The sequence below is a fragment of the Rathayibacter sp. VKM Ac-2804 genome, from assembly GCF_009866655.1.
Classification (GTDB): Bacteria; Actinomycetota; Actinomycetes; order Actinomycetales; family Microbacteriaceae; genus Rathayibacter.
This window is the reverse complement of record NZ_CP047420.1, coordinates 3,784,088-3,808,180: the sequence shown is the minus strand read 5'-3', so window position 1 is coordinate 3,808,180 and position 24,093 is coordinate 3,784,088. Positions and strand designations below refer to the sequence as shown.

Genomic DNA, 24,093 nt, shown 5'->3' with positions numbered 1-24,093 from the left:
CATGCTGGTCGAGTAGCCGCGGAGCGGCGTATCGAGACCCACGTGCCGACGGCAGTGGATCTCGATACGCGCCCTGCGGTCGCTACTCGATCAGCATGATGGCGCGTGCGACTCGGAGGAGCCGCGCCCCATGCTGGTCGAGCAGTCGCGGAGCGTCTCGTCGAGCGCCGCAGAGCGGGCCGCGTCACTTCCGCTTCTTGGGTGCGCTGATCTCCTTGTCATCGAGAAGCCGGTCGGCGTTCCAGCGGAGTCGCTCGAGGAGACCCGGGGAGCACCCGGACGGTGCCGGCACCGCGTCGAGGGCCTCGCGTAGTCGCCCGATCGTCTCGCGCACGAGGAGGTCGGCCTGCCTCTCGCCGATCACCCGCCAGGAGGTGATCTCGGCGAGGATCCGCTCCATCGAGATCCTGCGATGATCGAACTGCCCGTCGACGGCGAGTGCGAGGTCCCAGGAGATGAGGCCGTCCTGGAAGAGGTTCGGCAGCGCGTCGTAGATCGGCGCGAGTCTCGATCCCTCTGGGAGATGGAGGATGGCGACGTTCTTCGCGTGTGCGTCGTTGTCGCCGATCGCCACTGTGTAGGCGAGTCTTCGGATCCAGTCGCGAACCGCGGCCGCCCCCTCCGGGATCGACCCGAGCAGCTCGGCGATCCGCGCGGCGGAGGCGCGACGAGGGTCGTTCGGCCACGCGGGGTCCTGGAACTTGACGGCCGAGTCCCGCCAGTCGAGTCCGAGGGCCTGCGCGAGATCCTCCTGGTGGTGGAGGAGGACCTCGCCATCGTGGATCTCGCGATCGAAGCGCTCGATCGCGAGGTACGTCGTCATCGCGGCGGTGTGGAGGGAGCTCTCGAACGTCGCGAGCCCCAGGTGCTGAGCGAGGAGGTGACTGTAGTGCTCGTCGTGGATGCGGTGCGGGCGGGAGGGGATCTGAGGTTTCAGGATGTGCGTCGAGTGCGCGCGGCCGTGGGGGGCGGCCCAGGCCCCCTCGATCCTCGCGACGAGCACCTTCGGCTGGAATCCGGGCAGTGTCGACCGGCTGTCGGCGGGGATCCCCTGGTCGCTGTCCTTCAAAGCCTGCGTGAGCCTGGCCGACAAGGACGCGTCGTCCAGTCGCTCGTAGGACGGGCTCTGGAGCGGATTCTCGTCCGGTCGGCGGAGGGTGACGGCGCCGGCGACGGATCCGCCGAACTCCGTGAGGAGCGCGAAGAGGTCGTCCTTGTCGATCCGGCGCTTCGCAGCCATCCGCTCCCGGTGGCTCCCCTCGGGGACGTAGCCGCCGAGGAAGTCGGAGACGCGGAGTGAGGCCGGCGTTCGACCGCGGATCGTCGCGAAGGACTCGGTGAGGACGACCTCCTCGTCGTAGTCACGAGCGATCCGCAGGTCGACACGGCGGCCGCCGTCCGCGGGTGATACCGAGCCGACTCGGCGGTCGTGGAGGAAGAGGTCAAGCTCGGGCATCGTCGTCACGGTATTCGAGGGACACAGTGATGCCGAGCTCGTGCAGGATGCGGAAGAGCCGTTTGGCGTAGAGCGTCGGCTCCCCGGTCTCCAGGTTCACGACGTACTCGCGCGAGAGGCCGATCCGCTCCGCGAGCTCAGTCTGGGTCAGCCCCGACTCCTCGCGCACGGCGCGGACGACCGAGGCGAGATCGCTCGCTTTGCGCGCCTTGATGGTCGGCACTGCTCCTCCTGAGGGTTCGGAATCCGACCCGTGTCGCGACTCTCCTGTGGGTAATTCCTCACGCTACCGGCTTGTGAGGAAAAGTACACAGGAGCGTGTTGTGAGAATATTCACACACCCGGGTCCTGTGGGAGAGTCCTTCGGCGGTGGATCTCGATATGCGCCCTGCAGGCGCTACTCGATCAGCATGATGGCGCGTGAGACTCGGAGGAGCCGCGCCCCATGCTGGTCGAGTAGCCGCGCAGCGGCGCATCGAGACCGATGTGCCGACGGCGGTGGATCTCGATACGCGCCCTGCGGGCGCTACTCGATCAGCATGATGGGCGGGCGTCAGGCGAAGCGGAGCAGGTGGGCGCCGTGGGGCTCCAGGGTCAGCGCGACGGCGCCGTCGACGACGGGGAGGGGCTCGCCCGTCCAGACGTCGACGGGGGTGCCGGTGCAGCCGAGGTCGGCGAGGTGCGCGGAGTACTCGCGCGGGGTGTCGCCGAGCCAGAAGACGCCGCGCCACTGCACGTCGCCCTGCCAGGCGCTCCAGACGACGAGGTCGCCGTCGCGGACGATCTCGCGGCTGCCCTCGCTGGACAGCAGCGCCAGCACGTCGTCGTTCGTCAGCAGCGCGAGCGTCTCGGGCGGGGTGTCGGGGAGGTGCCCGCCCATCATCAGCGGCGACCGCAGCAGGCACCAGAGTGTCACCAGCGTGCGCTGCTCGGCGGGGGTGAACCGCGAGAGGCGGTCCTCGCCCACGTGCGCCCGCAGGCCGATCCGGCCGAGCGGCAGCATGTCGGCGTCGGCCCACGCGCCCGGCCGCTGGTGCGGCGCCCAGCGCGCGGCGCGCTGGAACTGCTCCTGCAGGTGCCCCCAGTCGTCCCAGAAGTCGTCCGAGATCCGCCACATCTGCGCCGTGTCCCGGAGCAGGTCCAGGTTCTCCAGCGAGAGCTGCTTGCCCGGCGAGAGGCTCAGCACCATCGGCCGGCCGGTCGCGTCGATCGCGCGGGAGAGCGCGGCGATCTCGTCGGCCTGGATCGGCGGGTAGAGCACGTCGTCGAGCTTGACGAAGTCGACGCCCCACGACGCCAGCTGCGCCATCACCGAGTCGTAGTACTGCTGCGCGCCCGGCGCGGTCATGTCGACGCCGTAGTTGTCCGGATTCCACGGGCAGACGTTGCCGCGGTCGGCGATGTCGGCGCAGGTCGCGTCGGAGCCGAGCACCGGCAGCCCGAGCTCGGCGGCTCGGCGGGGCACGCCGCGCATCAGGTGCACGCCGAAGCGCAGCCCGAGGGCGTGCACGCGCGCGGCGAGCGCGGTGAACCCCGCGACGGAGGCGGAGGGGAAGCGCCCCACCGCGGGCTGCGGCCGGCCCCAGTCGTCCAGGACCGGCTCCGACACCTCCTGGTAGTCGCTCGTGCCCGGGTCCGGCTCGTACCACTGGATGTCGACGACGACCGTGTCCCAGCCGTGCGGGAGCAGGTGCTCGGCGAGGTACTCGGCGTTCGCCAGCACCTCGTCCTCGGTGACGGAGGAGCCGAAGCAGTCCCAGCTGTTCCAGCCCATCGGCGGGCGGCGGGCGGCCTCGGTGCGTGCGGCGGCAGTGCTCATGGCGGTCACGCCTTCGACCCTGCCACGTCGGCGCCCGTCGGCTCGAGGGCCCCGGCCAGCTCCAGCGACACCGTCGCGAAGGAGTGCGGCGGCAGCGTCACCCGCAGGCCGGTCGCCGTGGTCTCCAGCCCCTCGAGCGCGACCGGGCTGACCGCGTCGGCGTCGCCCGGCCGGTTGTGCGCCTGGGGCGAGTCGGCGGTGAGGAGCCGCCCCGTCGCTCCGGTCACGGAACCGCCGCGGAAGGACAGCTCGATCTCCAGCGGCTCGTCGAGGTCGACGTTGGTCATCGAGACCAGCACGCGCCCGTCCTTCACCGAGGCGGAGGCGGAGGCGAGCGCGATCTCGCGCCCGTCGACCGCGTGAGTGGGCCCGGCGACCGTGGTCGGCAGCACCGTCGCGTCCTGGTGCCCCTTGTTCATCTCGAACACGTGGTACGTCGGCGTCCGTACCATCTCGCCGCCGTCGGGGTCGGTGAGCAGCATCGCCTGCAGCACGTTGACGGTCTGCGCGATGTTCGCCATGGAGAGCCGGTCGGCGAAGGCGTGGAAGACGTCGAAGTGGATCCCCGCGACCATCGCGTCGCGGATGGTGTTCTGCTGGAAGAGGAAGCCCGGGTGCGTGCCCGGCTCCACGTCCCACCAGGTGCCCCACTCGTCGAGCACCATCCCGTACTTCTTCTCGGGGTCGTGCACGTCCATCACGGCGGCGTGCGAGCGCAGCAGCTCCTCGATGCCCTGCGCGGCGACGATGGTGCTCCAGTAGGTGTCCGCGTCGAAGTCGGTGGCGCTGCCCTTCGCGTGCCAGCTGCCGCCGATCGTGTAGTAGTGCACCGAGATCGACTCCCACGGCACGGAGGAGAAGGGGTGCCCCTCGATCTCGGGGATCACCTCCATCAGCGTCTGCGTCCAGTGCGTGTCCGCGCCGTCGGCGCCGGCGGCGATGCGGTGCAGCGGCACGTCGTTGCCGCTCTGCACGAAGGTGCCGAACTGCCGGGCGAGGTCGGCGTACGCGCCGGCGCGCATGTTGCCGCCGCAGCCCCAGGTCTCGTTGCCGAGGCCCCAGTAGCGGACGGTCCACGGCTCCTCGCGGCCGTGCGAGCGGCGCAGGTCCGCCATCGGCGACTTCCCGGCGCCGGTGAGGTACTCGACCCAGTCGGCCATCTCCTGGACCGTGCCGGAGCCGATGTTGCCGGAGATGTAGGCGTCGGCGCCGAGCAGCTCGCAGAGCGCCATGAACTCGTGGGTGCCGAAGGAGTTGTCCTCGGCGACCCCGCCCCACTGGGTGTTGATCAGGCCGGGGCGCTCCTCGCGCGGGCCGATGCCGTTGGTCCAGTGGTAGCGGTCGGCGAAGCAGCCGCCCGGCCAGCGGAGGTTGGGGATGTCGAGGGCGCGCAGGGCCTCGACGACGTCCAGGCGGATCCCGCCGGCGTTCGGGACGGGCGAGTCCTCGCCGACCCAGAAGCCGTCGTAGATGCAGCGGCCGAGGTGCTCGGCGAAGTGGCCGTAGACGTGCTTGCTGATGGTGGCGCCGGGCCGGTCGAGGTCGACGGTGACGGTGGTGTTCACGGGGTGCTCCAGGGTGGTGGCGGGCGAGTCGGCAGTGGTCGGGGCGGCGGCGCTCACGCGGCGGCGCTCACGCGGCGGCGCTCACGCGGCGGCGCTCACGCGGCGGCGCTCACGCGTCGACGCGGACGAGCCGCAGGACAATCGCGCGGTCGGCGTGGAAGGTCGGCAGGTCCAGGCCCGCCTCGCCCAGCAGGCTGCCCGAGTAGGCGGGGGCCGGGGCGTCGGAGTCGAGCGGCACGGTCGCCTCCAGCCAGCGCGGGCTCTGCCAGGGCGGGCCGAGCGAGCCGGGGCGCGCGGCTTCGACGCGGTAGCGGGCCCGCGGGTCCAGGCCCGGGAGCCGGACCCGGCGGCGCGAGTCGGCCGTCAGCGCGGGCGTGACCAGCGTGTAGAGCGCCTCCGAGCCGTCGGTCGCGACGACGCCGCGCAGCGACGGCGCGTCGGGGTCGGAGTCGCCACTGCCGACGACCCGGCCCGTCGCGATCAGCGCGCGGTGCTCGCGGTACGCCGCGATCCAGCCCGCCAGCACCGGCTCCTCCTCGGCGTCCAGCTCGCGGAGGTCCCACTCGAGGCCGAAGTGGCCGAGGAAGGCGATCGCGCAGCGGGTGTGCAGGTCGCTGGTGCGGCCGGTGACGGAGTTGACCGGCGAGGCGACGTGCGAGCCGAGCATCTCCGGCGGCACGAGCAGCCCGGTCCAGCGCAGCATCCGCGAGCGGTCCAGCGGGTCCTGGTTGTCGGAGGTGTGCACGCGGTCGGTGCGCTCGAGGATGCCGAGATCGACGCGGCCGCCGCCGGAGGCGCAGCTCTCGATCTCGAGCTCGGGGTGCCGCTCGCGCAGCTCGTCGATCAGCCGGTACAGCGCGAGCGTCTGCTCGTGCACGGCGGCGGTGCCGGTGGCGGGGTGCCCCGCGTCGATCAGATCGCGGTTGTGGTCCCACTTGAGGTACGCGACGCCGAGGTCGGCGACCAGCCCGTCGAGCACCCCCAGGATGTGCGCGAACGCGTCCGGGTTGGTCAGGTCGAGCACCTGCTGGAAGCGGAACTGCGGCGGCAGCTCCTCGCGGGCGCGCAGGATCCAGTCGGGGTGCGCGCGGGCGAGGTCGGAGTCCTCGTTGATCATCTCGGGCTCGACCCAGAGGCCGAACTCCATGCCCCGGCCGCGGACGTGCTCGGCGAGGGGGAGGAGGCCGTCCGGCCAGGAGGCGGGGTCGGGCGTCCAGTCGCCGAGGCCCGCGCGGTCGTCGCTGCGGCCGAGGAACCAGCCGTCGTCGAGCACGTAGCGCTCGACGCCGAGGGCGGCGGCGCGGTCGGCCAGCTCGGCGAGGGTCGCGAAGTCCTGCTCGAAGTAGACCGCCTCCCAGACGTTCAGGGTGACGGGGCGCGGGCGGTGCGAGGAGCGGGAGACTCCGCGGAGGAAGGCGTGGAAGCGGGCGGCGGCGGCGTCGAGGCCGTGGCCGAAGCTGCCGGAGATCCAGGGGGAGGAGTAGCTCTCGCCGCTCGCGAGGCGCACCTCGCCGGGCAGGAGCAGCTCGCCACCGCGGAAGGCGAGCCAGCCGTCGCCGCGCTCGACGGCGTGCTCGTGGTTGCCGCCGATGCCGACGTGGCAGAGCCAGACCCGGCCGTCGGCCGCGTCGAAGCCGGGGGTCCCGATCGCGACGACGGTCGTCGCGTCCAGGCCCGTGCGGCCGCGCCGCGAGGAGCGCGAGTGGGTGCCGGTGACGACGGGGTGGCGCTGGGGGACCTTCTCGGTGCCCCAGCGGCCGGAGAAGTCCAGGATCTCGCGGGCCTCCGTGGGGATCCGCAGGGCGGGGTCGACGCCGATCACCTCGAGGTGCCCGGTGCCGTCGTTGCGGACGGAGACGCGCGTCCGGAGCAGTCCGGCGGGCGAGAGAACGATCTCCAGGACGACCCCGATTCCGGCCTGCGCGTCGTGCGCCTCGACCGTCACGGCGGCGCTCCCGCGCTGCACGACGGCGCCCTCCGCGAGGGCCTCGCCGTCCACCGAGACGGCGTCCACGGTGAGCCGCGGCGACCAGCCGGCGCCCGCTCGGTGCACCCGGAGTCCGGGCAGACCGGCCCAGCCGAAGGTGTGCTCGGGGAGGATCCCGGGCTCGTAGGGCACGTCGGAACCGCCGTCCATCCCCGTCCTCTCGGGGGTTCTTGCGAAACCGGCGAGGTCGTCGTCGCTCGCGTCGATCCGCGGACCCCAGTGCAGCAGCACGGGCAGGTCGCCTCCCGACTGAGTGAGGAGGGCGGAGACGTCATCGGCGACGAGATGGATCACTCTCGGGGATTGCATGATGACATTCCTACCGTCGATCCTGGGCTGAGTACAGTGAGAGATCGATCTCGACCTTCGCCTCCCTCCGCAGGGCGCCGGTCCGCACACCCCACCCACTCGACGACGAGGAGCATCCATGCCGCTGACCCACCCGGCCCCGCACGAGACCCGCCTGGAGCGCGGAGTGCTCGACGCGCGGCGGCGGCTCAACCGCGACTACCTGCTCTCGCTGACCGACGAGGGGCTGCTGCAGAACTTCCGTATCGAGGCCGGGATCGGCGACCAGGGCTGGCACCTGCACCCGTCCCAGGAGTCGCGCGAGGCCCGCGGTCTCGACCGGCACTGGGGCTGGGAGACGCCGGGCTCGCAGCTGCGCGGGCACTTCCTCGGCCACTGGCTCTCGGCCGCGGCGCGCGAGGTCGCGGTCACCGGCGATCCCCTGCTCCGCGTCCGGATCGACTCCGTGCTCGACGGCCTCGAGCGCTGCCAGGAGGAGAACGGCGGCGGCTGGATCTGGGCGATCCCGCGCGGCTACCTCGACCGCCTCGCGACCGGCCGCCCGATCTGGGCGCCGCAGTACGCGATGCACAAGCTGCTGATGGGCCTGGTCGATCTGCACCTCGACCTCGGCGACGAGCGGGCGCTGCGGATGGCGCGCGCGGCGACGACCCCGCTGCTGGAGTGGGTCCGCGGCTTCGACGACGACGCCTTCCAGGAGATCCTCGAGGTCGAGACCGGCGGCATGCTCGAGGTCTGGGCCGACCTGCTCGCGATCACCGGCGACCCCGTCTACGCCGAGCTGCTGGAGCGCTACGACCGCCGCTCGCTCTTCGAGGGCCTGCTCGCGGGCCGCGACGTGCTGACCAACAAGCACGCCAACACCACGATCCCCGAGGTGCTCGGCGCCGCCCGCGCCTACGAGGTCACCGGCGACGAGCGCTGGCGGCGGATCGTCGAGGCCTACTGGGAGCAGGCGGTCGTCCGCCGCGGCACCTTCTGCACCGGCGGTCAGACCTCCGGCGAGATCTGGACGCCGCCGTTCGAGTTCGCCGCCCGCCGCGGCGAGAAGACGCAGGAGCACTGCACGGTCTACAACATGATCCGGCTGGCCGACGTGCTGCTGCGCTGGACCGGCGACCTCGCCTACGCCGACTACATCGAGCGGAACCTCTGGAACGGCCTGCTCGCCCAGCAGCACCCGACGACCGGGATGGTCGCCTACTTCCTGCCGCTCGAGGGCGGCGCCCGCAAGGACTGGGGCAGCCCGACCGAGGACTTCTGGTGCTGCCACGGCACGCTGGTGCAGGCGCACACCCGCCACTCCGGGCTCGTCTTCTACCGCGGCGGCGACGCCGAGCTGACGATCGCGCAGCACGTCGACGCGAGCGTCCGCGTGGCGACCGTCGCGGGCGAGGCGTCCGTGCGGGTCGAGGTGCTCGACAACGCGGGCTACGTGGGGCCGGATGCGAACGCGGGGGAGGCGGGCGACGCGCACCGGCCCTCCGCCTCGCGGATCCGGGTCTCGGTGGAGTCGGCGGAGGGGGTCGCGCTGCAGGTGCGGATCCGGGTGCCGGAGTGGACCGTCGGCGAGCCGGGCGTCGCGGGCGACACCGCGCGGGTCGAGCGCCTCGACGGGGCGCTGCTGCTGACGCACCCCGGCGGCCGCACGAGCGTCGACCTCGCCTTCGGCACCGAGATCCGCGCCGTGCCGATCCCGGACGAGCCCGGCACCGTCGCATTCGTCGAGGGGCCGGTCGTGCTGGCCGGACTCGTCGACCGCGAGGTGAGCCTCTGCGGCCGCCTCGAGGACGCCCCCGCCCTGCTCGCCCCCGACAACGAGCGGCAGTGGACCCAGTGGCTGCGCGGCTACCGCGCCCTCGGCCAGCCCGCCGCGATCCGCTTCCGGCCTCTGCACGAGGTCGTCGACGAACCCTTCTCGCTCTACTTCCCGGTCTCGGCCGGGAGCTGATGGACAGGACCCCCTCCGTGACCTGCGCTCCGCGCTCATGACCGCCTCCACCACCGCCGCTTCCGCCACCCGGGCGATGCCCCGCGGCCGGCTGCTGCTGCCGATCTTCGCGATGCTCGTCGGCTTCGGGCCGCTCACCATCGACCTGGTGCTGCCCTTCCTGCCGACGCTGCAGGACGACCTCGGCGTCTCGGTCGCGACCGCCCAGCTGGTCGTCACCGGCGCGACCTTCGGCTTCGCGGCCGGCCAGCTGATCTCGGGTCCGCTCAGCGACGCGGTCGGCCGCAAGTGGCCGCTCGGCGTCTCGGCGGCGCTGCACATCGCGGCGAGCCTCGTCGCGGCGATGACCTCGGACACGGCGGTGCTGCTCGCGGCCCGCTTCGTCCAGGGCGCCGCCTGCACCGCGGCCGGCGTCGTCGTCACCGCGATCGTCCGCGACCTCTACAGCGGCAAGCGGCTCGTGACGATGCTCGCGAACCTCGCCGTGATCGTGTCGGTCTTCCCGATCCTGGTGCCCTCCGTCGGCGCGCAGCTGACCAAGGTGATCGACTGGCGCGGCTCTTTCCTCGCGGTCGCCGCCTGGGGAGCGCTCGCGACCGTGATCGCGCTGCTGGTGCTGCCCGAGACGCTGCCTCGCGAGCGGCGGCACCAGGGCGGGCTCGGCCCGTCGCTGCGGAACTCGTTCGGGATGCTGAGGCGGCCACGGGTGCTGGCGCTCGCCGCCGCGTCGGCCGCCGGCTGGTCGGTCGGCTTCGCGTACCTGGCGACCGCGCCGTTCCTCTACACGAACGTCTACGCGGTGGGGCCGGACCTCTACGGGCTGCTGTTCCTGGTCACCTCGCTCGTGACGATCGCGGTCGGGCAGACGACCGGCCGGGTGATCGTGCCGCGGTTCGGACCGCGGTTCGCGATGTTCGCGTCCGCGATCGTCACGGGTGTCGGCGCCGTGGTGGTCGCGGTGCTCGCGCTCACCGGCACGCAGCCGCTGCTCGTCGTCGTCGGCGCGCTGACCTTCGCGCTCGCGGGCCGCTCGCTCGGCTTCGCTCCGGTGCAGTACCTCTCGCTCCAGGGCCCGTCGAGCGAGGCGGGCAGCGTCACGGCGATCCTCGGCACGGTCAGCTTCACGGCGGCCGGGCTGGTGATGCCGGTGATGGGCGCGTGGGCCGAGATCTCGCTGATCCCGTTCGCGATCCTGCTGCTGCTCGCGGCGCTCGTGGAGGGCGGGGTGGCGCTGCTGTTCCGGCCGGGGTCGCGGCGCTTCGATCCCGGGGCGCAGCGGCTCGAGGACGAGCCGGGGCCGGCGGACGCCCCCGCGGCCGACATCCGCACGCACGACGAGAAGCACTGACATGACCCTCCAGGAAGGATCCACCGTGGAACTCCGCTCCGGCGACTACACCCTGCGCGCCCGCGCGGGCGGCCTCGAGGTGCTCGCGGGCGAGCGCGTCCTCTACGCCAACGACCGCCCGCTGCGCGTCACCGTCAAGACCGTCACCGCGATCAGCGAGTACTCCGGCGCGCCCTACGACGACGTCTCGATCGCGGACGGCGCGCTCACCGCCACCGGCACGATCACCGTGCGCTCGGGCTCGTCGTTCGCCGTCACCGACGTCTGGCGCGTCGCGGGCGCGGGCTTCTCCGTGCACCGCGAGGTCGAGGTGCTCGCGGCCGGCGGCGACCTCGGCTTCTCGACGGCGATCTCGCTCGGGCTGACCGGGTCCGCCGAGCTGCGCGACTACGAGTGTTTCGCGCCCGGCGCCTGGTACCGCGACAACGCCTTCGGCCCGGCCGACGCGATGGGCCGCGACCCCGGCAGCGAGTACTTCTGGCGCACCGAGACGCACTACGCGCTGCCGCTGTTCGCCGCGCAGAGCCTTGTGGACGGCGAGACCGTGGCGCTCTCGCGCTGGGCGGCCGACGTCACCCTGCCGCGCCTGGACGTGGTGCGCTCGGAGAACTTCACCGACCCGGACTGCACCGTCGGCTCGATCGGCCTGAGCCGCCCGCAGGGCACGACGCTGAACTACCTCTACTACGGCTTCGGCGTGCGGACGCCGCTCGACGAGGAGCCCGCCGGCCTCTCGATCGACTACGTCTACCCCGGCGCCGACGGCGAGCGCCCGATCGACAACCCCTACTCCGGCCTCGACTACGACGCGGCGCCGAAGTCGCTCCAGCGGGTGAACCACCCGGTCGAGGTCGGCTTCCGCCAGCGCTACGCCGTCGCCGTCGACCTCGGCCGCCACGACGACTTCGCGACGATGATGCGCGCCACCTGGCGCAGCGCCTACGCGCGCCTCCGCGACGACCTGTTCGAGGTCGACAACGAGCAGCATTTCCACAATGGCATGGCGATCCTCCAGCGGCTCACCCGCCGCTACGGCGACGCCTGGGGGCTGCCGTTCGCCTGCCAGCTGCCGGACCTGGACGTCTCGAGCGTCTCGTTCCAGTTCGGCTTCGTCGGCCAGCAGCCCGGCATCGGCTACCAGCTGCTGCGCTACGGCGACCGCGAGGGCGTGCCCGAGGCGTTCGAGCAGGGCGTCGGCATCGTCGACTTCTGGGCGCGGACCGCGCTGCCGGAGTCGGGCCCGCCGCGGATGTGCTTCAATCCCGCGCTCGGCGGCTTCGAGCCGTACCCGCACTACCTGCGGATGCTCGCCGACGGCGTCGAGGCGATCCTCGACGCCTACCTGCACCTGCGCGGCCTCGGCGACGAGCGCGCGTCCTGGCTCGAGTTCTGCCGGCGGACGGCCGACTGGCTGCTCGAGGTGCAGGACGCCGACGGCAGCTTCCACCGCGCCTACAACGCCGACGGCTCGGTGCGGATGGACTCGCGCTCGAACACCCCGAGCGTCATCCGCTTCCTCGTCCAGCTGCACCTGGTGACGGGGGAGGCGCGCTACCGCGAGTCCGCGGTGCGCGCCGGCGAGTGGTCGTTCGCGAACATCCACCGCACCCTGGAGTACCGCGGCGGCACCTGCGACAACGCCGACATCCAGGACAAGGAGGCCGGCATCTACGGACTGTTCGGCTTCCTCGCGCTCTACGACCTGACCGAGGAGCACCGCTGGCTGGAGGGCGCCGTCCGCGCCGCGGACTACACCGAGACCTGGACCTACGCGTGGTCCTTCCCGGTGGTCGCGCCCTGGCCGCAGCATCCCTTCAACCGGTACTCGATCAGCGGCCAGAGCATCATCACTCTCGGCGGCGGGGCGGACGTGTACATGGCGGCCTGCTCGTACAGCTACTACCGGCTGTCCCTGATCACCGGCGACGACCACTACCGGGACGTCGCGGAATTCCTGCACCGCAACACCCGGCAGTCGACCGACGTCGACGGCAGCGTCGGCTACGCGATGCCCGGCCTCGGCCACGAGAGCGGCGACTTCGCGAGCCAGACGCTGCGCAGCCACCACCACTGGCTGCCCTGGTGCACCTTCGTCGAGGTCGACCCGTCCTCGCGCCTGCGCGACACCTTCGGCGTCTACGAGATCGCCGACGCCCAGCGCCTGCCGCCGGCCGAGCTGGCGGCCCGCAATCGCATCTACGACCGCTACGGGCGGTCGGGCGCCTGAGCGCGGGCGGGGTGCGGCGGCACCTCTCGCGGCACCTCCGGCACGCGGAACCGCCTCCGGCTCGCCGGATCCGGCTGTTCCCGCGTGCCGAGGCGTGTTCCACGTGCCGGAGGTCACCCCGACGGACCTCCGGCTCGCGGATTCGTCCCCGGCTCGCTGAATCCGCCTGTTTCCGCGTTCCGAGGTGTGTTCCACGTGCCGGACGTCCCCCGGTTGACCTCCGGCCGATCTCCGGCTCGCAGTTCCGCGTCCGGCTCGCTGGTTCCGTCTGTTTCGGCGTGCCGAGGTGTGTTCCGCGTGCAGAAGTTCACCCCGGCTGACCTCCGGCGCGATGATCCCGTCGACCTTCCGGTCGAGGAGGCTCTCGAGCACGGTCGTACCGCTGACCCTGTCGATCATCGGAGTGATGATCAACTGATAGCCGGAGCGGTGCACGACGCTGACGATCCCGAGGAGGATGCGGGTGAAGAAGCCGTTCTCGACCTGGGGGAGCTGCACGCCGATCGTGAACGTGGAGCCGCGCGTGGCACGGGCGGCGACCCTCGGCCGGTAGTTCAACTCGTCGATCGAGGCCGTCACCAGATCGCGCATGGTGCTGCTGACGCCGTAGGCGTTGCGGATCACCTTCGAGACGGCCGCTCGAGAGACGTCGGCGTGCTTGGCCACGTCGTCGAGCAGGCCGACCTCTCCGTCGACACGCTGCACTGGGGCAAGGGCCTCGTCTGGGTCAACGGCTTCCTGCTCAGCCGCTACTGGCGCCGCGGGCCGCAGCGCACGCTGATCGTGCCGGCGCCGGTGACGCGCGCGGGCCGCAACGACGTCGTCGTGCTCGAGCTGGAGTCGATCGCCGAGCCTGAGATCCGCCTGCTCGCAGGAGCCGAGCTGGGCCACACCGAGATCTGACGTCGGCAGGGGTGCAGGAGAGACCGCATCGGACACGCGGGCACGACTCTCTTCTTCAGCTTGACCTGGGTCTGCGGAGGACACCCCTCGACCAGTGAACTCACATGATCTCGATCATCGCTCATGTCGACAACTGGAGCTCTGCGACAGAGCAGCAGTGTGCGGTGTCGTCGATGGTGAAGCCGCTGAAAGGTGTTGTGGAATCGGCGCGGGAGGGTCACGTCGGTTCGCTATGCTCCGCGGATGCCGACGCCGGAGCCTCGCCCGATCCTCGTGACCACCGGTGAGAGCACGCTCCTGGTGCAGCTGCGGGCCGCCTCCGGGCGCCTGGGACCGAGTGAGCGCCGGGTGGCGCGGGTCGTGCTCAGCCGGCCGGAGGACGTGGTCGAGTGGTCGACGTCCGAGCTGGCGACCGCTGCGGAGACGTCCGCTGCGACGGTGATCCGCGCCTGCCAAAGCCTGGGGTTCCGCGGGTTCCAGCACCTCCGACTCGAGCTGGCGCGGTCGACGCCGCCGAGCCGCGTCGAGACGGCGGTCCCCGACGGAGGGATCCGTGCCGTCTTCGACGAGGCCGTCGCCGCCCTGTGCCTCGGCCGCGATGGAGTGGATCCCGAGGCGGTGGACCGCGCCGCCGATCTCCTCGCCGTGGCGCGCCGCCTGGTGCTCGTCGGCAACGGCTTCTCGGGCCCGCCCCTTCAGGACGCCGCGCTGCGGCTGAGCACCCTCGGCCGCTCCGTCGAGGCGCCGGCCGACATCCTCGCGCAGCAGTTCGCCGCGCACGCGCTCGTGCCCGGCGACGTCTGCCTCGCCGTCAGCTACTCCGGAGCGAACGCCCACACACTCGCGGCCTGCCGTGCCGCCGCGGAGCGCGGAGCCGCCGTCATCGCGGTCACGAGCTTCGCCCGGGCCCCGCTCGCGCGGCTGGCCGAGGTGGCCCTCATCAGCTCGCCGACCGGCGACGGACACGGCGTCGATCCGTTCCTGAGCAGGCTGAACCAGACGGTGCTGCTGCACGCGCTGCACACCCGCCTGGCCCGTCGCCTCGCCCCGTCGGACGCCGGCATGCGGGACGTGGTCGCGGAGGCGCTGATCGACGAGCTCTGATCGGCGAGCTCTGATCGTTCGCGCCGAGGTCTCGCCCTCGTCACCCGACGTTCATCGGGCGCACCGACCCTGGATCCGTAACGACGTTCCGCACCGGGTGGAACGCGGGAACGGCGGCACGATGAGCACCGAGAGCGGCCGCGTCACGATCGTGCACGTCAGCGACGTGCACGCGACCGACGGCGAGCTGCTCTACGGGGCGGTCGACGGCCTCGGGCGGCTCGACCTGGTCGGCTCCTACGTCCTCGACGCGGGCATCACGCCCGAGGCGATCGTCGTCACCGGCGACCTCGTGCAGCGGGGGCACGCGAGCGCCTACTCCTCGCTCGCCCGCGCCCTCGAGCGCCTCGAGGGCCGCGTCGGCGCGCCGGTGCTGACCACCCTCGGCAACCACGACGACCCCGTCGCCGCCCGGGTGCTGCCCGGTCACTCCGCGGGCCACGACCGCGTCGTCGACCTCGACACGGTGCGCCTCGTCCTCCTCGACTCCGGCGACGGCGCCCTCGGGCCCGCCCGCCTGCGCTGGCTGGCCGACCGGCTCGCCGTGGCGCACCCCTCCGGGACCGTCGTCGCCCTGCACCACCCGCCGCTCGGCTCCCCGCTGCCGACCCTCGCGCAGCAGGGCCTCCGCGACGCCGACGAGCTCCTCGCCGTGCTCGCCGGGACGGACGTCCGCCTCGTCCTCGCCGGGCACTTCCACCATCCGCTCGCCGCGGTCGTCGGCTCCGTCCCGGTCTCGGTCGGGCCCTCGCTCGCCTATCACCAGGTGATGAACGCGGGGCCGGACACCGTGAGCGGGCACGACTCCGCCATGTTCTCGCTCGTGCACCTCGACGCGCGCTCCGTCGGCGCCACCACCGTCAGCATGCGCACCCCCGAACCGCTCTTCGTCACGGCCGCGCGCCGCGCCGTCGCCGTCTGAATCCCACCCCCTCCAGAAGAAGGACACCACCATGCCCCGCCTCCTGCGCTCCGCCGCCGTCCCGGCCCTCGCCCTCACGACCCTCCTCCTCGCCGGCTGCAGCGGAGGAGCGGAGTCGGCCGAGTCCGCTCCCGCGAGCGGCTCCGCCGCCGAGCCCGCCACCATCACGCTCTACACCTCCGAGCCGCAGGCCAAGGCGGACGCCCTCGTCGCGGCCTTCTCCGAGGAGCACCCGGAGATCACCGTCGAGGTCTTCCGCGCCGGCACCGGCGACCTGATCGCGCGCATCGAGTCCGAGCGCACCGCGGGCGCGGTGCAGGCCGACGTGCTCCTGGCCGCGGACGCGGGCACCTTCGAGGACTACGCCGCCGAGGACCTGCTGCTGCAGTACACGCCCGCCGACGTCGAGGCTCTGAACCAGGACGTCGTCGACCCCGAGGGCTACTACACGGGCACCCGGATCATCCCGACCGTCATCGCCTACAACACCGGCTTGGTCGAGGAGGCCGACGCCCCCGAGTCGTGGGCCGACCTCACCGACCCGTCCTACGCCGACCGCCTCGTGATGCCCAACCCGGACGTCTCGGGGGCGGCCGCCTACAACGCCGCTGTCTGGCTCGACGAGCCCTCGCTCGGCGAGTCCTGGCTGACCGGGCTCGCCGCCAACCGCCCGGTGATCGCCGACAGCAACGGCCCGGTCTCGCAGGCCGTCGCCTCGGGCGCGCAGCCGGTCGGGATCGTGGTGGACTACCTGGTCCGCGAGCTCGCCGCGCAGGGCTCCCCGATCGCCGTGGCCTACCCCAGCGAGGGCGTCCCCTACGTCTCGCAGCCGGCCGGCATCTTCGCCGACACGGACGAGCAGGCCGCGTCGGAGCTGTTCGTCGACTTCCTCGTGAGCGAGGCCGGGCAGACGCTCGCGGTCGAGCAGTCCTACCTCCCCGTCCGCTCGGACGTCGGCACCCCCGAGGGTGCACCGGCGATGGACGAGATCACCGTCCTCTCGCCGGACCTGCAGACGATCCGCGACAGCCAGGACGCCGCGGTCGCGACCTTCGGCTCGCTCTTCCAGTAGATGACGGCCTCCTCCGCTCTCGTGACGCCGACCGCCACCGGTCGGCGTCGCGGGCGCGCGCCCCGGCTCTCCGGCGCCACCGGGCTCCGGGTGCTGCTGTGGGCGGTCTGCGGAGCCCTGGTCCTCGTGCCGCTCGGCACGGTCCTGGTCCTCGCGGCGGGAGGGGACCACTTCGGCACGCTGCTCGAGGGCGACGTCGTCGAGGCGGGAGTGAACAGCCTCGTCTCCTCCACTCTCTCGGGCGCCCTAGCCGTGCTCGTCGGCACGGTGCTCGCGGTGCTGCTGGACCGCACCGACCTGCCCGGTCGCCGCGCCCTGCGGATGCTCGCCCTCAGTCCGCTGCTCGTCCCGCCGTTCGTCGGCGCGATCGCGTGGGTCGGCCTCGCCGGGCCCACCAGCGCGATCAACCTGTGGTGGCGCGGCCTGACGGGCGGCCCGCTGTGGAGCATCTACGGCGGCGACGGGGTCCTGTTCCTGCTCACCGTCCACAGCTACCCGATCGCGATGCTGATCGTCTCGGCCGCGATCCGGCGGATCCCGGTCGACCTCGAGCTGGCGGCGCGGATCGGCGGCGCCTCGGCCCTGCGCGCCCTCACGACGATCACGGTGCCGCTGCTGCGCCCCGCGATCGCCTCCGCCTTCCTCCTGATCGCCGTCGGCAACCTGGCGGACTTCGGCATCCCCTCGATCATCGGGCTGCCCGAGCGGTACACGACCCTCTCGACACTCGTCTACCGCTACATCCAGTCGGGTACCGTCGACCGCCCCCTCGAGGTCGTCGCCACGATCGGCGCCGTGCTGCTCGTCGTCGCCCTCGCCGCCCTCGTCGTCGACCTGCTGCTGAGCCGGCGGCGCGTCGAGCTGGACTCCTCGACGTCCACCCCGCAGCGGCTCCCGCTCGGACCCGCGCGGGGGGCCGCCGCCCTCGCGACGTGGGCGTTCGTTCTCGCCCTCACCGTCCTCCCGCTCCTCGCCCTGCTGAGCCAGGCGCTGCTCCCCGCGCCGGGCGTGCCGCTCACGCTCGAGAACCTCACCCTCGACAACCTGACCCGCGCGGTCACGGCGAAGAACACGGTGACCGGAGCGACGACCTCCCTCCTGCTCGCCGCCCTCGCGGGCGTCGTCTGCGGAGTCCTCGGGCTCGGCATCGGAGCGCTCACGACGAGGACTCGGTCCCGCGACAACGGTGCACTGCGAGCCGTGGCTCTTCTGCCCCAGGCGGTGCCGGGCCTCGTGATCGCGGTGGCCTGGCTCGTCCTCGCCCCACGGATCGGGCTCTTCAACACGCCCTGGCTGATCCTCTGCGCGTACATCACGTCGTTCGTCGCCCTCGTCGTGCAGGCGGTCGCGGCTCCGCTGCGTGCCACTCCGCTCACCGCGGAGGAGGCGGCGCGGGTGTCGGGGGCGGGGGCGCTGCGCGCGCTCGTCGACATCTCCTGCCGGATGGCCGTGCCGGCCGCGATCTCCGGCGCCGTCCTGGTCGCGCTCACGGCGGTCAGGGAGCTGACCCTGTCGGTCCTGCTCCTGTCTCCCGGGGCGCAGACGCTCGGCGTCGCGATCTTCAACCTCCAGCAGGCCGGCGCCTACAACACCGCCGCCGCGCTCTCCCTCCTCGTCACCCTCGTCGGGCTCGCCGGTCTCGGACTCGCCGCCCGCTCTCCCCGCTGAAAGGTCTCCGTGGCCTCCGTCACCCTCGACTCCGTGTCCCTGCGCTACCCGTCCGGAGCCGTCGGGCTCGCCGAGATCGACCTGCGCGTCGGCGACGGCGAGTTCATCGCGCTCGTCGGCCCGTCCGGGTCGGGCAAGACCACCCTGCTGCGCGCGGTCGCGGGCTTCCTCGCTCCCACCTCCGGCACGATCCGCCTCGGCGACACGGTGGTGTCCAGCGCAGCGGCGTTCGTGCCGCCCGAGGCGCGCGGACTCGGCATGGTCTTCCAGCAGCACGCCGTCTGGCCGCACTGGAACGTCGGCCGCAACATCGACTACCCGCTCCGCCGGACCGGGGTGGAACGGCGCGAGCGCGCGCGCCGCGTCGCCGAGATGCTCGAGCTCGTCGGGCTCGAGGGCGCCGAGCGGCGCGATCCGGCGACACTCTCGGGCGGTCAGCGCCAGCGCATCGCCATCGCCCGCGCGCTGATCGCCGAGCCGCGGGTCCTCCTGCTCGACGAGGCGCTCTCGGCCCTGGACGAGCCGCTGCGCGACCGCCTCCGGATCGAGCTGCAGTCGCTCACCCGGCGGATGGGGCTCACCGTGCTCCACGTCACCCACGACCGCGAGGAGGCGCTCGCGCTCGCCGACCGCGTCGTGGTCCTCGATTCGGGCCGGATCCAGCAGGTCGCCGCACCGGACGAGCTCCTCGCCCGCCCGGCCTCGGCGCTCGTGGCCCGGTTCCTCTCGGACGCGACCACCGTCGCGGGCCGGCGGGCCACCGACGGCTTCACCGCCGAGGCGCACCCGCTGCGCCTGGACCCGGAGCGGCTGGACGGGCCCTGCCCCGCGGGCGACTGCGAGGTCGCGATCCTGCCCGACGACGTCCGGATCGAGGCGGCCCCGGCCGACGCCACGACCGCGACCGTCGTCTCCTCCCTCTTCGGACGCACGGGCAACGACGTCGTCCTCGACTGGGCGGGACTGCCGCTGCGCTGCCGGAGCGACGGCTTCCGGCCGGAGGTCGGCGCCGCCGTCCGCGTGCGCGTCGACCGGGCGATCGCCTACCCGCGGCCCGCCGCCTGAGCACCGCGCTGATCCATCGCGGTCGCACGCGCTGGAACGCGGAGCGCCGCCGGCAGGGCAGCGCCCGCTGCTCCTCGAGCGCGACGACGGCTCCGCGGAGGGGTGCCGGTGGCTGAGGGAGGGCAGAGCGACGTCCTGGCCGGTGGTGACGAGGTGAGTCCCAGACGGTGGGGTGGGTTGCGCCGGGCGATGGAGCAGGCGCCATGGCACTTGCTGCGGTGGTCCGCCACCGGGATCCGGTCCTAGCCGCCGGCGCTGATCAGGGCCGCCGCCGCTGCCGCCAGCTCGGCGTTCGACGAGACCCACGTGCCGTCCTCCAGCACGGAGGTGTCCTCGAGCCCGGTGCGGATGCTGTGTCCTCGCGCGATCGCGCGGCGGCTCACCTGCCAGGAGGCGCGTTCGATGCCGTGGTGCAGCTGCGGCAGAGTGATGCCCGCCGCCGCGACCATCGCCTCCATCTCGGCATCGAGTGCGACAGCGTCGTCGGCATCGGCCTCGAGGGGCTCGATCACGAGGCGCACGAATCGCGACGGCGCTCCCGCCCGCACGAGCTTCTCGACGTCGGACGGTGCGAGGACGCAGGCTTCGACTCCCACTCCGCGGCGCGCGAGCAGGGCGGTCACTTCGTCGATACCCGCCTCGCCCTGGTTGGCGGCGATGAGGTCCGGCAGCTCCGTCCACCCTTCGATGAGCCGGAGGCGCTGCCGCGGATCGGGGACGATCTCGGCGAAGGTCGTCACGTTCAGAGGGATGCCCGGGCAGGTCCGGCGCACCGCCCTCAGCATTCTCCCGACCGGTCCGGCCGCCAGCGACTCCTGGCCGTCGTCGTCGAAGGCGTGCAGGTGCAGGAGCGTCGCTCCGGCGGCGACGCAGGCGGCGGCGTCCTCGGCGATCTCCTCCGCAGTGCGGGGCATGGCGGGATGGTCGGTGTCGCCGTTGAGAGCCACCTGCAGATCGAGCATGTCGTCAGCGTCGGGGGAGAGGCCCAGGACGGGCCTCTACCTGTCCTCGTCGAGCAGATGGCGGAAGAGGGGATCGGTGAACTCGGAGACACCTGCGTACCGGGCGGTGAGTCTCCGGTAGGTCGAGGCGGGTTCCGAGCGCGGCGGGAAGGTGTCCCGCTCGCGGACGGTCGCGTCGATCGCCGCGTCGAATCCGTCATGGATGCCGGCGCCGACGAGTGCGCAGATCGCGGCGCCCATCCCGGCGGCGTCGTTCACCTGGACGCGGCGCGCCGGCCGGTCGAAGACGTCGGCGACGATGCTCATCATCAGGTCGGAGCGGGAGCCGCCTCCGGAGACGACGACCTCGCGGAACCGCCGGCCGAGCGCCTGCTCCATCCGGTCGACGTGTCCGCGCATCGTCATCGCGATGCCCTCGAGGATGCTGCGGTGCACGTGGAAGCGGCCCTGGCGTCCGTCGAAGCCGAGCAGCGCCCCGCGCCGGTGCGCGGCGTCGTCCGGTGCCAGCCAGTCGAGCAGCGCGATCAGGCCGTCCGATCCCGGGGCGACGAGCGCTGCGCCCGCGTTCAGCTCCTCGTCCGTCAGCCCGCCCGCCAGCAGCTCGCGCCACCAGCTCACCGTCCACATCCCGCGGCGGATCCCGCCGCTCTCGTAGAGGTAGCGGCCCGGTTCGCTGCCGAAGTTCACCCAGTACGCCTCGGAGGAGGGAGCGAACGGCCCGGTCGACATCGCGGCGATGTAGGTGCCGAGCGAGAGCAGCAGCTGGTCGTCGGTGCGCAGACCGCTGCCCAGCGCTTCGACGGCCTTGTCGTTCGCGGTCGCGAACACCGGAAGTCCGGCGGGCAGGCCCAGCGCCTCGGCCGCCTCCGCACTGACCTGCCCGAGGAGCTCGCCGGGGTCGACGAGCTCGAACAGCTGCTCGGGCCGGATTCCAGTCGCCTCGTAGGCGGCGCGATCCTCGGACCAGCGCCGCGTCCGCTGGTCGATCGGCCAGACGCCCTGGTGATTGGCCGCCGCATCCCGGCGCTCACCGGTGAGGCGGTGGGTGATGTAACCGGAGGAGGTGGTGACGAAGGCGACCCCGGGCCTCTGGACGTGCGGACGCGAGACGCGCTCGTCCATCCAGCTCAGCATCGGCTCGGCCAGGCGCCCGTCGGCGTCGAGCAGCGCGCGGCAGAACCGGATCGTGCACAACCCCAGCCCCACGATCTGAGCCGGGTCCCCGCGGAACGCGGCCATCGCCTCCGCGCATGCCTCGACGATCGACTCCCACACGTCGTCGCCGGGATGCACGACGCGGCCCGGCTCGGGCGTCCGGTAGGGGAGCAGTCGGCGCTGCGCCGAGGCGTGCACCACCCCGCCCTGGTCGATGACCAGCACCTTCGTGCTCTGCGAGCCGTTGTCCACCGCGACGACGTAGCGCGTCCTGTCCGCGTCGCTCACGATTCGAGGGCGATCAGCGTGCCCGCGTTCATCACTCCGCGCGGGTCGAAGGCGGCCTTGAGCGTGGTCAGCATCCCGAAGGCGGATCCGTGCTCCTGCTGCGTCCACGGCGTGCGGTACTTGCCGATCCCGTGGTGGTGCACCATCGAGCCGCCCAGGCGCAGCGACTCCTCGACGATGATCGCGTTGAGCGGCACGTGGTACTCGACGATCTCCTCCCGCGGGGGCACCTGGATCGCGTAGTCGTAGACGAAGTAGAGGTTCGTGCCGGTCTGGTAGCTGTGCGACGAGTGCGCTCCGAGCATGGTGAGGTCGTCCGCGCGGGGGAACTCGGTGCGGATCCGCGTCATGATCGCGTCGTAGAGGTCGCGCACGCGGGACCAGTCGATCGAGACCTCAGTGGTGTAGCCGAGGTGCGCCTCGCGGAGCATCGTCTCCTTCTCGGCGTCGATCTTGTCCTGGCCCCAGTTCAGGCCGTCGAACCAGCGCTCGATCAGCGCCGTCTCGACGCGCTCGTGCGGGCGCGAGGCGAACAGCTCCTCGATCGCCTCGGCGGTGGCGTCGGCGATCCGCTTCGGGCCCTCGGCGACGAGGATCACGACGCTCTTCCCACCGGCGAAGTGCGCGAAGTGCTGGTTCGCGTCCTCGGGGGAGTAGGCACGGCAGACGGACGGGCGGTAGCCGGCCGTGACCAGCTCGCGCAGGGCGTCGACGCCGTCGGCGAAGTCATCGACCAGGAAGCCGAAGAAGCGGTTGTTCTCGGGCTGGTGGCGGAACACCTTGATCGTGACCTCGGTGATCACGCAGAGCGCGCCCTCGTTGCCGACCACGACGTGGCGGAGGTCCGGGCCGGCGGCACGACGGGGCACGTTCTTGATCCGGGCGACCGTCCCGTCCGGGAACACGGCTTCGAGCCCGACGACCATGTCCTCGATCGCACCGTAGAGCGTCGAGAACTGGCCGATCGAGCGCGTGGCGACCAGGCCGCCGTACTGGGCGAGCGGCTTCGACTGCGGCGAGTGCCCGGTGGTCAGGCCCTGCTTCCGCAGCTCGTCCTCGAGGCGCTGCAGCGGGACTCCGCACTGCACGGTCGCCATCATGTCGACCGGGTCGATCGAGAGGATCGCGTCCATCCGGGAGCCGTCGAGCACGATCGTGTCCTCGATCACCGTCTCGAGGCCGCCCTCGGTCGCTGTCCGCCCGGTCCGCGGAACGACGTTGACGAGGTTCTCGTTCGCGAAGCGGAGCACGGCGGCCACCTGCTCGGCGTCGCGCGGGTAGGCGATCAGGGCGGGGATGGGGCCGTCGAAGATGCCGTGCACCGACTGGTACTTCTTGAAGCGGTCGACGGAGGCGAGCTCGAGCTCGCGCGGGTCGGTGTCGACCGATTCGGCGCCGAGCAGCGCGGTGACGGCGTCGACGATCGCGGTGCGGTCGAGGGAGGAACGGGAGGCGGTCATGGCCTGCGCTTTCGGGAGGGTCGTGCCGGGCAAGAGAGGTGTGCGAGCGGTCATCAGCGGACGAGGTAGCCGCCGTCGACGACCAGGACGTGGCCGTTGACGTAGTCGGAGGCGCGGGAGGCGAGGAAGACGACCGCGCCCATCAGGTCGGCGGGGTCGCCCCAGCGCTCGGCGGGGATGTGCTCGAGCACCCGGCGGTCCGCGTCCGGGTCGGCGCGCGTGGCGGCGGTGATCGCGGTGGCGAAGTAGCCCGGCGCGAGGGCGTTGACCTGGATGCCGTCGCGGCCCAGCTCGTCGCAGTAGGCCTTGGTGAAGCCGACGATGCCGGCCTTGGTGGCGGCGTAGGCCGGCGAGCCCTTGCCGCCGAGGAACGAGAACAGCGAGGCGATGTTGATGATCTTCCCGCCCCCCTGCTCGCGCATCCGCTGTGACGCATCATGGGCGAGCTCGAACGCGGCGGTGAGGTTCACGGCGAGCATGGGGTCCCACTGCTCGCGGCCGAAGTCGTCCACGTCCGCGAGCAAACAGATGCCCGCGGAGTTGACCAGGACGTCGAGCGCGCCGAAGCGCTCCACGCAGGTCTCGACGATCCGGGCGGGCGTGCCGCGGGCGGTGATGTCGGCCTCGAGGAACTCGTAGCGCGCGCCGGTCGCCTCGACGAGGCGCCGGGTGGTGCCGTCGTCGTCGGCGAGGCCGGGCACCAGCACGTCGGCTCCGGCCGTGGCGAGAGCGAGCGTGAACGCGCGGCCGAGGCCGGTGTTGCCGCCGGTCACCACCGCGGTGCGGCCGGCGAGCGAGAACCAGTCGGTCGAGAAGTCGGTGATCTTCATCG

18 protein-coding genes are annotated in these 24,093 nt (G+C 72.4%); 9 read left to right on the top strand and 9 right to left on the bottom strand.

Going from position 1 to position 24,093, the window contains the following annotated elements:
* Nucleotides 1-184: 184 nt before the first annotated feature.
* From GTU73_RS17685 to GTU73_RS17665, 5 genes are all read right to left on the bottom strand, one after another.
* Nucleotides 185-1,456, bottom strand: coding sequence for a HipA domain-containing protein (locus tag GTU73_RS17685; protein WP_160090935.1), 1,272 nt, complete (start codon nt 1,454-1,456; stop codon nt 185-187).
* Nucleotides 1,443-1,679 (bottom strand): helix-turn-helix domain-containing protein, encoded by a 237-nt coding sequence (locus tag GTU73_RS17680; RefSeq protein WP_160090934.1) that lies wholly within the window; start codon nt 1,677-1,679, stop codon nt 1,443-1,445. Before GTU73_RS17680 ends, GTU73_RS17685 begins: the two co-directional genes overlap by 14 nt.
* A 330-nt stretch (nt 1,680-2,009) precedes the next feature.
* Nucleotides 2,010-3,275, bottom strand: a complete 1,266-nt coding sequence (locus GTU73_RS17675) for an alpha-galactosidase (RefSeq protein WP_244231690.1) — start codon at nt 3,273-3,275, stop codon at nt 2,010-2,012.
* Nucleotides 3,276-3,280: 5 nt separating this feature from the next.
* The gene (locus GTU73_RS17670; protein ID WP_160091461.1) at nt 3,281-4,840 is read right to left on the bottom strand and encodes an alpha-L-arabinofuranosidase C-terminal domain-containing protein; all 1,560 of its coding nucleotides are present in this window, start codon (nt 4,838-4,840) and stop codon (nt 3,281-3,283) included.
* 109 nt (nt 4,841-4,949) lie between these two features.
* Nucleotides 4,950-7,136 carry an alpha-galactosidase gene (locus GTU73_RS17665; protein ID WP_160090933.1) on the bottom strand — a complete coding sequence of 729 codons (2,187 nt, stop codon included), beginning with the start codon at nt 7,134-7,136 and terminating at the stop codon, nt 4,950-4,952.
* 118 nt (nt 7,137-7,254) lie between these two features.
* Between GTU73_RS17665 and GTU73_RS17660 the strand changes: the two genes are divergently transcribed.
* The 9 genes from GTU73_RS17660 to GTU73_RS17620 all read left to right on the top strand — a co-directional run bounded on the left by GTU73_RS17660 (nt 7,255) and on the right by GTU73_RS17620 (nt 19,396).
* Entirely contained in the window at nt 7,255-9,087 is a 1,833-nt protein-coding gene (locus GTU73_RS17660; protein ID WP_160090932.1) for a beta-L-arabinofuranosidase domain-containing protein, read from the top strand.
* Nucleotides 9,088-9,124: 37 nt separating this feature from the next.
* On the top strand, nt 9,125-10,435 hold the full coding sequence (locus GTU73_RS17655) for an MFS transporter (RefSeq protein WP_160090931.1): 1,311 nt from the start codon (nt 9,125-9,127) through the stop codon (nt 10,433-10,435).
* Between the two features lie 25 nt (nt 10,436-10,460).
* Complete coding sequence (locus GTU73_RS17650; protein WP_160090930.1) at nt 10,461-12,662, top strand: hypothetical protein; 2,202 nt, start codon at nt 10,461-10,463, stop codon at nt 12,660-12,662.
* A 297-nt stretch (nt 12,663-12,959) separates the two neighbouring features.
* The gene (locus GTU73_RS19140) at nt 12,960-13,565 is read left to right on the top strand and encodes a hypothetical protein (protein WP_208543692.1); all 606 of its coding nucleotides are present in this window, start codon (nt 12,960-12,962) and stop codon (nt 13,563-13,565) included.
* A gap of 243 nt (nt 13,566-13,808) precedes the next feature.
* Entirely contained in the window at nt 13,809-14,669 is an 861-nt protein-coding gene (locus GTU73_RS17640; RefSeq protein ID WP_160090929.1) for a MurR/RpiR family transcriptional regulator, read from the top strand.
* Between the two features lie 121 nt (nt 14,670-14,790).
* Nucleotides 14,791-15,591, top strand: coding sequence for a metallophosphoesterase (locus GTU73_RS17635; protein ID WP_160090928.1), 801 nt, complete (start codon nt 14,791-14,793; stop codon nt 15,589-15,591).
* Nucleotides 15,592-15,622: 31 nt separating this feature from the next.
* Nucleotides 15,623-16,663 (top strand): ABC transporter substrate-binding protein, encoded by a 1,041-nt coding sequence (locus tag GTU73_RS17630; protein ID WP_160090927.1) that lies wholly within the window; start codon nt 15,623-15,625, stop codon nt 16,661-16,663.
* Nucleotides 16,664-18,331 carry an iron ABC transporter permease gene (locus GTU73_RS17625; RefSeq protein WP_160090926.1) on the top strand — a complete coding sequence of 556 codons (1,668 nt, stop codon included), beginning with the start codon at nt 16,664-16,666 and terminating at the stop codon, nt 18,329-18,331.
* Between the two features lie 9 nt (nt 18,332-18,340).
* A complete protein-coding gene (locus tag GTU73_RS17620; protein WP_160090925.1) occupies nt 18,341-19,396 on the top strand; it encodes an ABC transporter ATP-binding protein in 1,056 nt (351 codons plus the stop codon).
* 242 nt (nt 19,397-19,638) lie between these two features.
* Here GTU73_RS17620 and GTU73_RS17615 read toward each other — a convergent pair whose 3' ends face one another.
* From GTU73_RS17615 to GTU73_RS17600, 4 genes are read right to left on the bottom strand one after another with little or no spacing between them, the layout of a single operon-like run.
* A complete protein-coding gene (locus GTU73_RS17615; RefSeq protein ID WP_160090924.1) occupies nt 19,639-20,358 on the bottom strand; it encodes a 3-keto-5-aminohexanoate cleavage protein in 720 nt (239 codons plus the stop codon).
* A 36-nt stretch (nt 20,359-20,394) separates the two neighbouring features.
* Entirely contained in the window at nt 20,395-21,801 is a 1,407-nt protein-coding gene (locus GTU73_RS17610) for an FGGY family carbohydrate kinase (RefSeq protein ID WP_160090923.1), read from the bottom strand.
* Nucleotides 21,798-23,261, bottom strand: coding sequence for an FAD-binding oxidoreductase (locus GTU73_RS17605; protein WP_160090922.1), 1,464 nt, complete (start codon nt 23,259-23,261; stop codon nt 21,798-21,800). The genes GTU73_RS17610 and GTU73_RS17605 overlap by 4 nt, the downstream gene beginning before the upstream one ends.
* A gap of 53 nt (nt 23,262-23,314) precedes the next feature.
* On the bottom strand, nt 23,315-24,091 hold the full coding sequence (locus GTU73_RS17600; protein ID WP_160090921.1) for an SDR family oxidoreductase: 777 nt from the start codon (nt 24,089-24,091) through the stop codon (nt 23,315-23,317).
* Nucleotides 24,092-24,093: the final 2 nt, after the last annotated feature.